Source organism: Desulfogranum mediterraneum DSM 13871, from assembly GCF_000429965.1.
Classification (GTDB): Bacteria; Desulfobacterota; Desulfobulbia; order Desulfobulbales; family Desulfobulbaceae; genus Desulfogranum; species Desulfogranum mediterraneum.
The window spans coordinates 234,892-249,569 of the sequence record NZ_AUCW01000007.1; the positions used below are offsets into that span (position 1 = coordinate 234,892).

The following is a 14,678-nucleotide window of genomic DNA, read 5'->3' on the forward strand; positions in this document are numbered from 1 at the left end:
CTACACGCTCCTCAAACTTTGCACGGAATAAAATGATCTGCCCCTGCTCAACACAACCACAATCACACTGAGCATAACCGTTGCCAGGCCAAGACTTAGTCCAATCATATGGATCGAGAACTTGGAAACCAGCAAAATCAACAATAAGCCCAAGATAACCAAGCGGGCATAAAACTTTATAAAAAAGCGAATCTTTTCAGTCTGGGAAACGGCCGCAGCCGCTCCTCCAGCCTGGCTGACCTTGGTGAACAAGCCTTCCAGGTCCTTTTTCAACAGCAGAAAGCTGACATTGGCCAACACCCCGCCAGCCACGACAGACACCCCAAAGGAAGCACTGTACAGATACCAGCCGCCTCCGCTGAACAGGACCAGCAGCAACCAGCTGAAAGCGATGATGGAGCGCATGAGCAGGCGATCGCTATCCCTGCTCTGGTTCTCTGCCTTCTTACTCTTTTCCATTGGAAATCTTCTTGGTCAAGTCCCAGAGATTTTTAAATCCGGCCACAATCCCAACCCCAAGGAAGATAAAGGTCAGATAGGGGGTGGTCTTACCGGCAAAAACCTTATTATCCAAAAACCAACCGATCCCGAAACCGATGACAATGGAGAACACAAAGGTCATGCCGATCTGGCTGTACTCGGCAAGCTGTCTGATCATTTCTCGACGATCTTCCGACATCGGCTGAACCTCCTCAACCTGACAGGTTCCATAATTGCAGATACAGGTATCATGGGCAACGGTCAAAGGCAAGATTTTTTTATTCAAATCATCAATTTTTTGAATGACGATTCAGTCATCTTTAAAGCTTTTTCCAAATGAACACGGTCATGTGCTGCAGATATGAACGCGGCCTCGAACTGCGAAGGTGCCAGCCAGACCCCCTGTTCAAGCATGTTGCGATAGTGGGCGCCGTAGCGGTTGGTATCAGCCTCCATGGCGGATACAAAGTCGGTCACCGGCTTGGAGGTGAAGAAGAGGGTGGACATGGAGCCGATCCGGTTGACCACGACCTCCAGCGGCGAGGCAGCGATGATCTGCTCCAGCTGGCCGGCATACCAGTCGCTCTTCTCTTCCAGGGCCTGATAGAAGCCGGGACGACGGAGGATCTTGACCATGGCCAGACCGGCAGCCATGGCCAGGGGATTGCCGGAGAGGGTGCCGGCCTGGTAGACTGGTCCATCCGGGGCGATCTGGTCCATGATCTCCTGCTTGCCGCCATAGGCACCCACCGGCAGGCCACCGCCGATGATCTTGCCCAGGCAGGTGAGATCAGGGATGATCCCAAAACGTTCCTGGGCCCCACCCAGGGCCAGCCTGAAACCGGTGATGACCTCATCAAAGATCAGAACGATCCCCAGTTCCCGGGTCAGCTCCCGCAGCTTCTTTAAAAAACTCATCTCCGGGACCACCACCCCCATATTGCCGGCCACAGGCTCAAGGATCACGCAGGCGATATCCAACTGCGGATCCCGGAGGGTCTGCTCCAGGATCGCCTCATTATTATAGGGAATGGAGAGGGTATTCTTGACGATGTCCTCGGGAACCCCGGGGCTGCCCGGGATACCGAGGGTGATGACCCCGGATCCGGCCTTGACCAGGAAGGAATCGGCATGGCCGTGGTAGCAGCCGTCAAACTTGACCACCACGTTGCGACCGGTATAGCCCCTGGCCAGGCGAACGGCGCTCATGGTTGCCTCGGTTCCCGAGTTGACAAAGCGGATCTTTTCCAGGGAGGGGACCGAGTCACAGACCAGCTCGGCCAACTCTACCTCCAGGGGGGTGGGTGCGCCGAAGCTGGTGCCGTCCAGGGCAGTCTTGCGGATGGCCTCGATCACCTCAGGCTGGGCATGCCCGGTGATCATGGGGCCCCAGGAGCCGACAAAATCGATAAACTCATTCCCGTCCACATCGGTCACCGTGCAACCGGCGGCCTTCTGGATGAAGAGTGGGTCACAGCCCACGGATCGGCAGGCTCGAACCGGGGAGTTAACCCCCCCGGGGATGACCTGTTGAGCTTGGGGAAAGAGAATGGCGGAACGATCAGTAATCATGGATATTTACTCCGAAAGATGAATTAAAAAACAGCGTACCGTCTCTGCTCCGACTGTCGGCAAGAGACCCAGCCCGACCAGGAGGCGGTCTGGACGATAAACAGGGTCAGTACCCTTCTCACAGGCAGCTTCCATCAGCGGGCGGGCAGGAACAGCAGGGCTGCCGAGCCGGCAGGCAACCGCTGTTTCCCCTTGCAGCTCCCTGCTCTGCTGAAAAGCAGGGTCTAACATAGCACCCACCCTTTTTAGATGCAAAATGAAAACTTCTTTCCCGCCTTGACAGAGCAAGAAAGATGATAATTTTCTCTTGTCACCATTCAGTGCTCAAGGTAAAATGGCCGCAGACGTGGCTAACTTTCACATAACCATCGAGAATACCAATACTTTTCAGAACGACCTCACCTCTTGATGGACCCAACAAGGAGATAATACAATGGCAAGTGACAAGGTAATGCACGTATCAGACAGCGAATTTGACGCCAAGGTCGTTGGCAACGATCTTCCCTGTCTGGTGGACTTCTGGGCCCCCTGGTGTGGTCCCTGTAAGGCTATCGGACCGGTGATCGATGAGCTTGCCGATGAGTTTGACGGCAAGCTGGTCATTGCCAAGATGAATGTAGATGACAACCCTGCCACCCCCGGTAAATTCGGGATTCGGGCCATCCCTACCCTGATTCTCTTTAAGGGCGGTGAAGTCGTTGACCAGATCACCGGAGCCGTAGGCAAGAGTCAACTTCAGGACCTGATCAATAAAGCCGTTTAACCCTGAATGACTGAAAACGGTTCTCTGGCCGATGTGCAGAGAACCGTTTTTTTATGCACCGTCCTCCAGATCCCCGGGGAAGCATCCGGCAGCTGACCGCCTGGATGGCCCTCGGCCGTCGTGTCCTTTCAGCGGTCAACCTTCCCCTGGGCCACCTACAGCTTGTCCCCCCTTGACGGATCATGGTGACAGGAGATCCTATGAAGCACTACCCACACTCCCCCCCTGGCCTCACCAGTCTCGCCCTGATGCTCGTCCTGGCCTGCTCCCTTGCCGGCTGTTCCACCTTTGACGGTATGTTTGACAGCGTCACCTTTGGTGAGACCGAAGTGCTGAGCGGCTCCCCGGAATTCCTGATCAGCGAGGGGATGGAGGCCTACAACTCCGGCGACTATACCCAGGCGATCCGCGCCTTTGAACAGATCCTGGACGAACATCCCTTCAGCCAGCAGGCCATGCTGGCCGAGCTCAAGGCAGCCGATGCGCACTATTACAACGGCTCCTACCTGGAGGCAAAGCTGCTCTACCGGGAGTTTGAAGAGCGTCACCCCACCAACGAGGCCATCCCCTATATCATCTTTCAGATCGGCATGTGCGACTTCAGCCGTTCCGACCGGATAGACCGGGACATCACCGGTGCCCAGGATGCCATCAAGTCCTTTGCCAGGCTGGTGCGGACCTTTCCCGATTCGCCCTATACCAAGGAGGCCCAGGCCAGAATCCGGGCAGCCCGCGAATTCCTGGTTAACCACGAATACTATGTTGCGGTCTTTTACGTACGCACCGAAAAGTATGATCAGGCCATCCACCGCCTGCGCTACCTGCTCAAACTCTACCCCGACTCCACCATCGCCCCCACGGCCCGGAAGCTGTTGGCGCGACTCAAGGCCGGGGAGCCGCCCAGATGGGGACTGTCCAAGTGGTTGCCTGAGCTGGCCATGCCGGACTGGACCTTCTGGGAATCTGAGCAGCAGGGGCTTACCAAGGAGCCTGAGGAAGAGGGGAAGTAGCCCCTTCCCCCGGGCAAGGCCCGGCCCAGGGGTGCAGCAGCCCCTCTTCTCTACTCCCTGGCCAGGCTCCCTGACCGGGATTCTAGCTCATCCAGCCGAGAGATCAGCCAGGAGACTGGCCAGGCGAGCCTCCAACTCGGCCTCCACCCGGGCCAGCTCCTTATCCGTGTCCAGGGTGAGGTGGCAGCCATCCTCCCCTGCAGCCGGTCGCTCAAAGACGGCCAGCTGATGTTGATAGATCTCCCAGCGGCCGTCACTCACCGCCTGCTGCTCGGCGGCCCGCAACTCCAGGCGCCGCTTCACCTCCACCTCGCCACAGCGACAGTAGATGAACACCACCCTGGCCCCCTGCTGTCCGGCCATGTCCACCACCTCCTGACGGTCACGCCGCAGGCCGTAGGAGCCATCCAGCACCACTGCCGCCTGGCCGGCGGCAAGGTCCAGCCTGGCCTTCTCCACCAGGGTGGTATAGGTCTGCCTGGACAGGCCCGGCGAATAGATGCCCTGGCCGACATCTTCAGGACAGCGGTCCGTGGGCTCGAGCCCTGCCAGAATCTTACGTTCCCGGTCGGTGTTGTACCAGGAGAGCCCATGGCTCTGGGCATAGGCCCGGGCCAGGGTCGATTTGCCGGAAGCCGTCATCCCGAAAAATACCACCACCAGGGGGGGCAGGCTGCCCGGCTGCATGGCCGGGCCTGTCTCAGGCCTCTGCATAGCCTTGGGCCAGCTTGAAGTAACGAGCAGCACTCTTGAGGCAGTCGGAACGGACCGATTCGTCCACGGCCGGATCAGCAGCGGTAAACAGGCCGATTTTGCCGCGCACATAGGCCCGGTAGCACTGATAAAAGGGGATCATCCCGGCCAGGCCGGCATCTCCCGAGGCCTCGGAAAAACGGCGAACCAGGTAGCGGCTCAACTCAGCTAAGCCGTGGTAGTCCAGGTCCATGGCCAAAAAACCGATATCACTGGCCACATCACCGTAGCGGAAACGATCGTTGAACTCAATACAGTCATAGACATAGACCTGGTTGGCCAGGCAGATGTTGGCCGAGTAGAGGTCGCCGTGGCAGTCGCGGATATAGCCGCCGCTGATCCGCTCCTGAAAGCGATCCTCATCCGCCAGCACGGCCTGGGAGTAGCGGACAATGGTGTCAAACTGCTCCTGCTCAAGGGCGCCCTTGCCGATGAACGACCTGGTCTGCTCGAAATTTTCCAGGACATTGACCCCCACCGCTGCAGCGGTCCCGAACTCGGCCAGCTCTGCCCCACCGGCGGCAGCCTGGTAAAAGGGCACCAGGGTCTCCACCAGCTGATCGAGATGACGCCGCTCCAGGGCCCCGGCCTTGATCAGGTTGACCATCATCGCCTCCTCGGGCATCCGTACCATCTTGATCCCGTACTCGACGATCTCACCCTTGCCGTTGAGTTGATAATCACCAGCATCCAGGGTGAGGGTCACCAGCTCCAGATAGATCTCGGGACAGAGACGGCGATTGAGCAGCAGCTCCTGCTCACAGCAGCGCCTGCGCTTCTCCAGATCAGAAAAATCCAGAAAACCGAAGTTGACCGGCTTCTTGAACTTATAGACAAAGTCTCCAGCCAGAAACACATAGGAGATATGGGTCTGGACCAACCCGACCTCCTGGTCCGGGTTTACCGGGTGGGGATAGATGCCGGCTCGGCAGAGTGCTTGGACAAAGGCAGGGAGCGTACTTTGGGACATGGGGACCTCTTGGTGTAATGGTGTAATATGGGTAAGAACAGAAGAAATAGAGTAGTCTCTTAAAAAAAACGGTCTTGCAGCCTCTCGCTCATCAGCTGCACGCGCAAAAACAGCCACGGCTCAACCGCCCACTCTACCAAACCATGATCAAGGCGTAAACGGTTTACCCGACGACCTCTTCATGGTACATAGGGTCAACCCTTATCCCCCATCTGCCATGAATGAAACGCATCTACGAAAACTCCTTTCCAGCCTCCAGGACGGCACCGTTGAGCTGGAGCAGGTTCTGAACCAACTCCAACGCCTGCCCATCGAGGCGGTGAACCGTCACCAACTGGATCATCACCGCAGCCTCCGCACCGGTATCCCGGAGGTCATCTTCGGCCAGAACAAGAGCAGCCAACAACTGGTGGAGATCATCAAACGGATGCTGGAGCAACCGACCGTGGTTCTGGCCACCCGGGTCTCGGCAGAGAAGGCGGCCCAGGTACGGCAGCACTGTCCCCAGCTACGCTACCATCCCGAGGCCGGCATGCTCACGGCCAACGATCGCCATATCCCCGGAGACCAGGGACGCGGAACCGTGGTCATCACCACTGCCGGCTCCTCTGACCTGCCGGTTGCCGAAGAGGCCCGCCTCACCCTCCACTACCTGGGCCACCAGGTGGCCTGCATCCATGACGCCGGAGTCGCCGGCATCCATCGCATCCTCTCCCGGGTGAACACGCTCCAGGAGGCCACGGTGGTCATCGTCATCGCCGGCATGGAGGGGGCCCTGCCCTCGGTGGTGGCCGGGATCACCGCTGCCCCGGTCATCGGGGTACCGACCAGCGTGGGCTACGGCACCGGAGCCGGAGGCTACTCGGCCCTGCTGGGTATGCTCAACAGCTGCTCACCCGGATTGGCGGTGGTCAATATTGACAATGGTTTCGGGGCCGCCTGCATGGCTGCCGCCATCAATCGAAGCCGCTGAAGTCGGGTCCGGAGCTGTTCTTTTTCTCAGCGGAAAAGACCAACTGGCCATTGCATGATCACGACTATCGGCGTATAATCGATGGTTTTATGTGTCCTTACCCCCATACTCCTTTTTCAAACAAGGCATAATTTCAATGAATACCTCCCTGAAGCTGAAGATCGGGCTCCTCCTGACCCTGATACTTTTTTCCCTGATGACCCTGGCCCCCTCCTTTTATCCCAGCGCCCCGGAGTGGTGGAAAAAATATCTGGCCCCGGAAGGACTCAAGCTCGGACTGGACCTCCAGGGAGGCATGCATCTGGTCCTCCAGGTGGATCTGGACAAGGCCATTGAAAACTCCCTGGATCTCTCTGCCGCCGATTTCAAGGACGGCCTGGCCGAACAACAGATCTCAGCGGTGAGGATGAAGTCCGACAACCCGGCGCAGGTGATCTTCACCCTGCCCAACATCGGCGCGGTGGACACGGTCCAGGAGCTGGTTGCTGCAGATTTCCCCAATCTGGATGTGGAGGTGGTCGCCGAAGAGGGCAGCTTTCCCCGGATCAGCCTGCAGCTCAAGCCCGAAGAGATCGACTTCATCCGCAAGAATGCGGTCAACCAGTCCCTGGAGATCGTCAGGAACCGCATCGATCAGTTCGGGGTGACCGAACCGGTGATTCTCCGCCAGGGCGAAAACGAGATCGTCATCCAGCTTCCCGGGGTCAAGGATCCTGATCGGGCCATGGGCCTGATCGGCCAGACTGCCCAGCTGGAGTTCAAGCTGGTTGCCGATGCCCAGGGGGTGGATCTCAGCCGCCTGCTCAGTGATGCCCGGGCCGCCGGCCAGTGGAGCGAGGGTGAGAGCAGGAAAAAACTCAACCTGGCCCTCCAGGGACGCATTCCCCAGGGGACCGAGGTCTACTTTGAGCGACGGATCAACAACCAGACCAAGGTGGAAAGCCAGGTGCCCATCCTCCTGGAGAGCCAGGTGCTGATGACCGGGGAGATGGTCAAGAATGCCCAGGTCCGCATCGGCGGCAGCTTCAACGAGCCCTATGTCAGCCTGGACCTGACCGGCAGGGGCGGCAAACTCTTTGCCCATATCACTGAAAAGAACGTCAACCGCAGGCTGGCCATTGTCCTGGACGAGGTGGTTCGCTCGGCACCGGTGATCCGTGAACGGATCCTGGGCGGCAGCGCCCAGATCTCAGGCAGCTTTTCCCATGAGGAGGCCACAGACCTGGCCATCGTCCTCCGGGTAGGTGCCCTGCCCGCACCGGTGGAGATCATCCAGAACCTGACCGTCGGCGCCAGCCTGGGGCAGGACTCCATCAACAAGGGGCTGACCTCCGGCCTGTTCGGCGCCCTCCTGATCCTGGTCTTCATGGTGATCTACTACCGTCTCTCCGGGGTGATTGCCGACATATCCCTAACCCTGAACATCCTCTTCCTCTTCGTGGGCCTGGCCATGCTGGGTGCAACCCTGACCCTGCCGGGCATCGCCGGTATCATCCTCTCCATCGGGATGGCGGTGGATGCCAATGTCCTCATCTTCGAACGGATGCGCGAGGAGTTTGCCCTGGGCAAGTCGATCAAGTCCGGGGTGGATTCCGGTTTCAGCAAGGCCTTCTGGAGTATCGTCGACTCCCAGGTCACCACCCTGATCACCGCCCTGGCCCTGTTCATGTTCGGTACCGGCCCGATCAAAGGCTTCGCCGTTACCCTCTCCCTGGGTATTATCTTCAACCTCTTTGCCGTGCTCTTCTGCAGCCGCCTGATCTACGACAGCCTCTACACCGGTCGTCGCCTGAAGAAGCTGACCTTCATGCGTCTGATCAAGAAGCCCAACTTTGACTTCATGAAGGTCCGCAGACTGGCCTTTGTCTTTTCCACAGTCCTGGTGCTCATCGGCTGCGCAGCCTTTGTCCAGATCCTCCGCGGTCAGGCCAACCTGGGGGTAGACTTTTCCGGCGGTTCCCTGCTCCAGTACCATGCCCAGCAACCCTTCAGCCTGGAAGAGGTCCGCGGGGTGCTCAACAGCAACGGCTATCCTGACATCGACCTCCAGGAGGTCACCGGCGAGAATCGGTTGATCGTCAAGCTGAAGAAATCTGAAGAGACCGTCGCCAACCTGGGTGAGCAGCTCAGCGTCCTCCTGGACCGGGAGCAGAGCGACAAGGCCTTCCAGCTGGAGAGCCAGTCTGAGATCGGCTCCTCCATCTCTGCAGTGCTCCGCAACAAGGCCATCCAGGCCATCGCCATCTCCCTGATCGGGGTGCTGTTCTACCTGGCCATCCGCTTTGACTTCAGCTTCGGCCTGGCTGCCGCTGCAGCGACCTTCCACGATGTCCTGGCCGTACTCGGCCTCTGCTGGTTGATGAACATGGAGATCACCCTCCTGATCGTCACCTCCCTGCTCACCCTGGCCGGTTACTCCCTCAACGACTCGGTGGTGGTCTTTGACCGCATCCGCGAGAATCTGAAGAAGGAGGAAGAGCCCAGTTTCTACCAGCTCATCAACACCAGTATCAATCAGGTCCTCAGCCGTTCGGTGGTCACCTCCCTGACCACGGCCATGGTGCTGCTCTCCCTGCTGGTCCTGGGTGGCTCCAACATCCATGACTTTGCCCAGACCCTGCTCATCGGCGTGTTGATCGGAACCTACTCCTCCATCTTCATTGCCAGCCCACTTCTATCCCTGAAATCAAGGTAACAGACCGTGACTGATTCACTCACCAACCCATATCGCCCCATTAGCCCGGATGAAAAGTTCGCCTTCTGCTGTCATCCCGGTGTGCCCTGTTTCACCGAATGCTGCCGGGAACTGGATCTGGCCCTGACGCCCTACGATGTGCTCCGCCTGAAAAACGGACGCAAGACCCACTCCGGCCGCTTCCTGGAACAGTACGTGATCATCGAGTGGGACGAGCAGCAGCTCTTCCCCACCTGTTACCTCACCATGGTGGATGACGGCCGGGCCAGCTGTGTCTTTGTCAAGGAACAGGGCTGCAGCGTCTACCAGGATCGGCCCAGCAGCTGTCGGGCCTACCCGGTGGGTCGGGGGGCCGCTCGCAAGAGCGACGGCTCCATTGAGGAGTCCTTTGTCCTGCTGCGGGAACCCCACTGTCAGGGCTTTGCCGAACAGCAGCAGCAGGATGTAGGCAGCTACTTCACTGACCAGGAGCTGGCCAGCTATAACCGCTTTAACGACGCCCTGTTGGCACTGCTCCAGCACGAGCAGATCCAGCAGGGCTTTCGGCCCTCCAGGGAACAGCTCGACCAGTATATCCTGGCCCTCTACAACCTGGATATGTTCCGCCAGGAGATGGCCGACGGCCGCCTCTCCATGCAGCGCCCCCTGACCGCCTCCGAGCTCCAGGGGCTGGCCGGAGATGACGAGCAGCTGCTCCTGCTGGGGATCCAGTGGTTGATTCAGGAATTTTTCAGCGCCTGAAACAGCGCCTGGCCCGGAGGGAGTCCCCTGCACCATGAGTAAAGATCAACTGGAGCCGTACCTGGACCAGCTGCTGGCCATCAGCGGCCGTTACTGCCGCCGGGAGGGCGGTTCCCACGGCCCGGATCACAGTGAACGGGTCTTCCATTCCGCCATGGCCATGGGCCGGGCCCTGGAGGCCCGGCTGCTCATCCTGGGCACAGCAGCCCTGCTCCATGACATCGGCAGGAACGCGGAGAGCCGCAGCAGAGGCGCCGTCTGCCATGCCCGCCAGGGGGCCGTACTGGCCAGACCCATCCTGGAGGAGCTGGGGTACCAGCCAACAGATATCGAGGCCGTCTGCCACTGCATAGAGAGCCATCGTTTCCGTCGGGGCTCTCCACCGCAGAGCCTGGAGGCCCGAATCCTCTTTGATGCCGACAAACTGGACTCCATCGGGGCCATCGGCATCGGCCGGGCCTTTCTCTTTGCCGGTCAGATCGGGGCCTGCCTCCACAATCCGGAGACCAACCCGGAACAGACCAGCCCCTACTCAGCGGAAGACACCGCCTACCGTGAATTCCAGGTCAAGATGTCCCGGGTCAAGGATCAACTGCTCACCGGGCTGGGCCGGCAGTTGGCCCTGGAGCGTCATGCCTTTATGGAAACATTTTTTAGTCAACTCAATCAAGAAATATACGGCGTTGAAGCCAGCATCGCCGAATGTATGAGAAAAAAACATGCTTAAATTGGTCGTATTCGATTGTGACGGGGTCATGATCAACTCCAGAGAGGCCAACCGGGTCTACTACAACCACCTGCTCTCCACCTTCTCCTGCCCGCCCATGGATGAGGCAGAGGTGGACTATGTCCACATCCACAACGTGCTGGAATCGACCCAGCACATCTTCCGCCATCACCGGGAAAGGGTGGATCTGGCAGCTGTGGACCGCTACCGTGAAGAGTTGGACTATGCACCCTTTCTCCGTCATGCCGAGTTGGAACCGGATCTCCACGAGTTCCTGGCGTGGCTGAAGCCGGCCTACCGCACCGCCATCTCCACCGCCCGGATGAACACCATGGACCTGGTCATGGACATCTTTGAGCTCCGCCCCTGGTTTGATATGGTGGTCACGGCCAGCGATGTCCCCAACCCCAAACCCGCACCCGACGCCCTGGAAATGATCCTGAAACGGTTTCGACTCCAAGCGGAAGAGGTGATCTACATCGGTGACTCAGGGGTCGACCGGGACCACTGTGCTGCGGTGGGGATAGAGCTGATCGCCTTTAAGAATCCTGAGCTGGAGGCGCGATTTCATGTGGATGACTTCATGAGCATCACGACCCTCCCCCCTTTCTCTGCCCCCAGCCGGGGGTGAGCCGGGCTCCCTGCCGTGCCGATCGGACTTCTGAGCACATCAGACAGAGCCGCCGCAAAGCCCAAGCCTGCCCCCCTCTGAGGAGCGCGGCTAGCCGCGCTCCTCGTCCTGCCGCTTCAAACCCTCCATCAGGATCATCATAAAATCCCCGATCTCCCGGGCCCTCATCAGGGGCTCGGGGAGTCCGGGAACAAAGCGGAAGCGCCCTCTATCCAGGGAGAGGATGGCATAGATGGCCTCCTGATTATCCAGTTCAGCGAAGCGGGCCGCCAACAGCCCGCCCTCGCGAAAGGTGACCCGGGCCGGCCCCTTGCCGCTCTCCAGGATCAGACGACCGGTCTTTTGATGCATATGAAAGACCTGGAGTAACTCTGCAGGTGAAATCGCGGCTATATCGCCACTCATCACGGCCTCAGGTTCCTCTGCCCCAGCCACGGGCCGCTGCTGTCCAAGGTTGACGGCGTCTTCAGTGAGTTTGAACTTGATCAGGCCGGTGCAGCCGCCGCAGCTGAAGAGGCTCTCCTGATAGGGGGCAAAACCACTGGCCTGATGGGGGAGCAGGGTGACCAGTATTCCGGTCAGTTCCCGCAGGAGGATGAGACAGGAGGGGCGTCCCAGGGCCAGCTCAACCGCCTGATCACTGAGGATAAAGCCTTGGTTGCGGTCATAGAATGGGCAGTGGCGTTCTTCAACGATGACAAATTTGGCAGAGAAAGGTGGCATTACTCCCCGGGGATGCTAGAGATGAATTTGGCCTATTGTACACCCTCCAGACCCACACTCAAAGAAAAGTTCCCTGCCCAGTTGCCCATCTCCCCCTTTTTTCCGCCTCCCTGCTTAATGGCAGCTTGTTTCAGTTGGATAAATAATATAGTATAAGCGCTGGCTGAAAGAATATGTCAATCAAGCTGCTGCATTTACTTTCCTATAACGGTAACAGGTACTTCCATGACCAGCGGTTCTCAACAGTTTGGCGATGACTACGAACAGTTGCAAAGCGATCTCGAACTGTATCCGAAAATCACGATCACCGCTACCGAGGGGCAACCACCTGACAGTTACGAGATCGAATACGCCCTCAAGGGCTACACCAAGGAGGCGGACGGTAGCATCACGGTAAGCCGGCTTCATCGGATCCAGATCAGCCTGCCTTTCGGCTACCCCCATTTTGCGCCCACGGTCAAACCACTGACCCATATCTTTCATCCCGACGTTGACCCGGCAGCCATCCGCATTGCCGGGCAGTGGCAACAGAATCCCTCCCTGGCAGACCTGATTCTCCATATCGGCGAGATGATCAGCGGTAAGGTCTACAGCCTCACCGATCCATTCAACCAGGAGGCTGCCGACTGGTACCAACAGCACCAGCACGAACTCCCCCTGGACGCCCTGAGTATCGTCGACCTTGAGGAGTCCCCCCGGGACATCGACTCCCTGGTGGATGACACCTTTGCCGCCCTGGGCTTGGAGACCGATGATTTCCTGGAGCCTGCCAAAGAGGTCGACCCGGGCGATATTGCCCAGATCCAGACCCTGGTCCAGGAACAACGGCTGTCCACTGCCAGCCAGGCCCTGGCCGACCTGCCTGCAAGCGCCCAGCAGCCTGAACAAAAGGGGCTCCAGGAGAGTGTTGACAGGGGCCTGCAGAAGGCAGAGCAGCTCTACAGCCTGGCCCAACAGCTGGAAGATCTGGGCAAGCTGGATGAGGCCCTGGAGGTCATGGACAATCTCTATGCCCTGACCAGCGACTACCCAGGCAGCGAGGAACTTCTCTCCCGGCTGCAGCAAGCCCACGCCCTGGTTCCAGGAGCAAAGGGACAGGCGCCCAGCCAGGAGACTGCCCCTCCAGCCAAAAAAAAAGCAGCTACCACTCCGGCCCCGGCCAAAGCCGCAGCCGGCAGGGCAAAGAAAAAATCACGGCCCAGCCTGCACTTTAACATTCCACTCAAGTTCATCAGCATTGTGGCCATACTCCTGGCTGTCTGCATCGGGGTACTCAGCCTCTATTTTAAGGATCAGAATATCCTCAGCCGCTCCCAGGCCAACCTGCTGAAAAGCCAACTGCTGATCGACAAGAAACAGTTTGACCGCGCCCAGGAATCCCTGCTCTCTGCACAAAATATCCTCAGCAGGCTGACGGTGCTGCGTTTCAGGAAGGCAAAGCTTGAAGAAGAGATTGCCGGCCAGCTCTCCTCCCAGGAGTTGCAGCAGGGGCTGCAGGGTCGGGTGCTCTACCAGGGAAAATACATCCCCCTGAGCTCGGCCAAGGCCATGCGAGAGCTGGAGATTCTGATGGAACAGGGAAGGTATCTCAAAGACAAGAATAAACCTGCCGAGGCCCTGGTCATCTTTCGCCAGGGACTGCAGTATGCCGACGATCATGGTCTCAGCGAAAAGATGGTTGAGCTGGATGGGGTGATCAAGGGTCTGGAACTCCAACAGACCCTGGCCCTGGCCGAGCAGGCAGAGCTGGGGAAAAACTGGCAGGAGGCGGCCGAAACCTACCGCCAGGCCCTGGAACTCTCCGGCAGCCTCTCTGACCCTCAAACCGCCAGCACCATCACCTCAAGGCTGACCGCGGCATCCTTCCGCCATGAGTTTGACCAGTCTAAACAATCTTTTACCCAGGCAGAGTGGCAGCAGACCATCCAGAAGCTGCAACACGCCCAGAAACTCATCAACACCACCCCTGAGGTCGTCTCTGCCAAGGAACGGCAGGACCTCCACCGCCTCCTGGTCAATGCCCAGCTCTACGGTACCCTCTCGGCTGCCCGTGAGGCCTATGGACAAAAAGACTGGGACCTGGCCATAGCCAAGTACCGCGACTCTCTCGACCTGCTGAACAGACAGGGAGACAACTTTGGCGGCAGCCTGAAGGAATCGGTCAAAAAGATCAGAAAGACCATGCTGATGGTCCAGATTGCCAAGACCCAGGAGCAGGTGCTGTTGGCGGAAGGCAACGACAACCCCCTGGGAGCCCTGGAACATCGCAGGCAGATCAGGCAGCTGATCAGGACCAGCCCCTTTGGCACAGATCCCGAGGTGGTCGATGTTGACCAGCGGGTTGGCCAACAGATCGTCGGGTTGGAGGAAGAGCTCAGCCGTAAGCGCCAGATCGAGTGGCTGGAAGAGCATTTTGAGCAGATCTTCCGGGAAAACTATCCGACCTTCAAAGGGTCCGAGCTCCTCGCCCCCAAGGCCAGGGTGCTCCGGACCCTTGATGACAGCACCATCTTTACCATCACCTGTGTGGAAAAGAGTCAGGGCACCTCGTCACGCCTGGAACTCAATTACCGCTATGACCCGGCAACAGAGAGCTGGTCGGTCCATACCGGCCAGTGAGCCCCTGGAATTGCCCCAGGG

The 14,678-nt window shown here is 58.8% G+C and carries 14 protein-coding genes; 8 read left to right on the top strand and 6 right to left on the bottom strand.

Translation table 11 applies throughout. From position 1 onward, the window contains the following. From G494_RS0104185 to hemL, 3 genes are all read right to left on the bottom strand, one after another. The gene (locus G494_RS0104185; protein ID WP_208597629.1) at positions 1-405 is read right to left on the bottom strand and encodes an ATP synthase subunit I; all 405 of its coding nucleotides are present in this window, start codon (positions 403-405) and stop codon (positions 1-3) included. 40 nt (positions 406-445) lie between these two features. Then, the gene (locus tag G494_RS0104190) at positions 446-679 is read right to left on the bottom strand and encodes an AtpZ/AtpI family protein (protein WP_028583530.1); all 234 of its coding nucleotides are present in this window, start codon (positions 677-679) and stop codon (positions 446-448) included. An 83-nt stretch (positions 680-762) separates the two neighbouring features. Then, on the bottom strand, positions 763-2,052 hold the full coding sequence (gene hemL / locus G494_RS0104195; RefSeq protein WP_028583531.1) for a glutamate-1-semialdehyde 2,1-aminomutase: 1,290 nt from the start codon (positions 2,050-2,052) through the stop codon (positions 763-765). Between the two features lie 433 nt (positions 2,053-2,485). On the opposite strand from hemL, the gene trxA reads away from it, so the two are divergent. Next, complete coding sequence (trxA, locus tag G494_RS0104200) at positions 2,486-2,815, top strand: thioredoxin (protein WP_028583532.1); 330 nt, start codon at positions 2,486-2,488, stop codon at positions 2,813-2,815. Positions 2,816-3,015: 200 nt separating this feature from the next. Next, positions 3,016-3,825 carry an outer membrane protein assembly factor BamD gene (locus G494_RS21825; protein ID WP_051305368.1) on the top strand — a complete coding sequence of 270 codons (810 nt, stop codon included), beginning with the start codon at positions 3,016-3,018 and terminating at the stop codon, positions 3,823-3,825. Between the two features lie 87 nt (positions 3,826-3,912). Here the strand turns inward: G494_RS21825 and G494_RS0104210 are convergent, their stop codons facing one another. Both G494_RS0104210 and G494_RS0104215 read right to left on the bottom strand, forming a co-directional pair. Beyond that, a complete protein-coding gene (locus G494_RS0104210; RefSeq protein ID WP_028583533.1) occupies positions 3,913-4,539 on the bottom strand; it encodes an AAA family ATPase in 627 nt (208 codons plus the stop codon). Continuing rightward, positions 4,526-5,548, bottom strand: a complete 1,023-nt coding sequence (locus tag G494_RS0104215; RefSeq protein ID WP_028583534.1) for a hypothetical protein — start codon at positions 5,546-5,548, stop codon at positions 4,526-4,528. Before G494_RS0104215 ends, G494_RS0104210 begins: the two co-directional genes overlap by 14 nt. Before the next feature lie 217 nt (positions 5,549-5,765). Here G494_RS0104215 and larB point away from each other — a divergent pair, with 217 nt between their 5' ends. The 5 genes from larB (at position 5,766) to G494_RS0104240 (ending at position 11,315) form a co-directional block, all read left to right on the top strand. Then, positions 5,766-6,521 carry a nickel pincer cofactor biosynthesis protein LarB gene (larB, locus tag G494_RS0104220; protein WP_028583535.1) on the top strand — a complete coding sequence of 252 codons (756 nt, stop codon included), beginning with the start codon at positions 5,766-5,768 and terminating at the stop codon, positions 6,519-6,521. 136 nt (positions 6,522-6,657) lie between these two features. Then, positions 6,658-9,216, top strand: a complete 2,559-nt coding sequence (locus G494_RS0104225) for a protein translocase subunit SecDF (protein WP_028583536.1) — start codon at positions 6,658-6,660, stop codon at positions 9,214-9,216. A gap of 6 nt (positions 9,217-9,222) precedes the next feature. After that, on the top strand, positions 9,223-9,957 hold the full coding sequence (locus G494_RS0104230) for a YkgJ family cysteine cluster protein (RefSeq protein ID WP_028583537.1): 735 nt from the start codon (positions 9,223-9,225) through the stop codon (positions 9,955-9,957). A 34-nt stretch (positions 9,958-9,991) separates the two neighbouring features. Beyond that, the gene (locus G494_RS21830; protein ID WP_051305369.1) at positions 9,992-10,684 is read left to right on the top strand and encodes an HD domain-containing protein; all 693 of its coding nucleotides are present in this window, start codon (positions 9,992-9,994) and stop codon (positions 10,682-10,684) included. Further along, positions 10,677-11,315 (top strand): HAD family hydrolase, encoded by a 639-nt coding sequence (locus G494_RS0104240; protein WP_028583538.1) that lies wholly within the window; start codon positions 10,677-10,679, stop codon positions 11,313-11,315. The genes G494_RS21830 and G494_RS0104240 overlap by 8 nt, the downstream gene beginning before the upstream one ends. Positions 11,316-11,405: 90 nt before the next feature. Here the strand turns inward: G494_RS0104240 and G494_RS0104245 are convergent, their stop codons facing one another. After that, the gene (locus tag G494_RS0104245; protein WP_028583539.1) at positions 11,406-12,038 is read right to left on the bottom strand and encodes a DUF4388 domain-containing protein; all 633 of its coding nucleotides are present in this window, start codon (positions 12,036-12,038) and stop codon (positions 11,406-11,408) included. 225 nt (positions 12,039-12,263) lie between these two features. Between G494_RS0104245 and G494_RS0104250 the strand changes: the two genes are divergently transcribed. Next, a complete protein-coding gene (locus G494_RS0104250) occupies positions 12,264-14,657 on the top strand; it encodes a ubiquitin-conjugating enzyme E2 (RefSeq protein ID WP_028583540.1) in 2,394 nt (797 codons plus the stop codon). Positions 14,658-14,678: the final 21 nt, after the last annotated feature.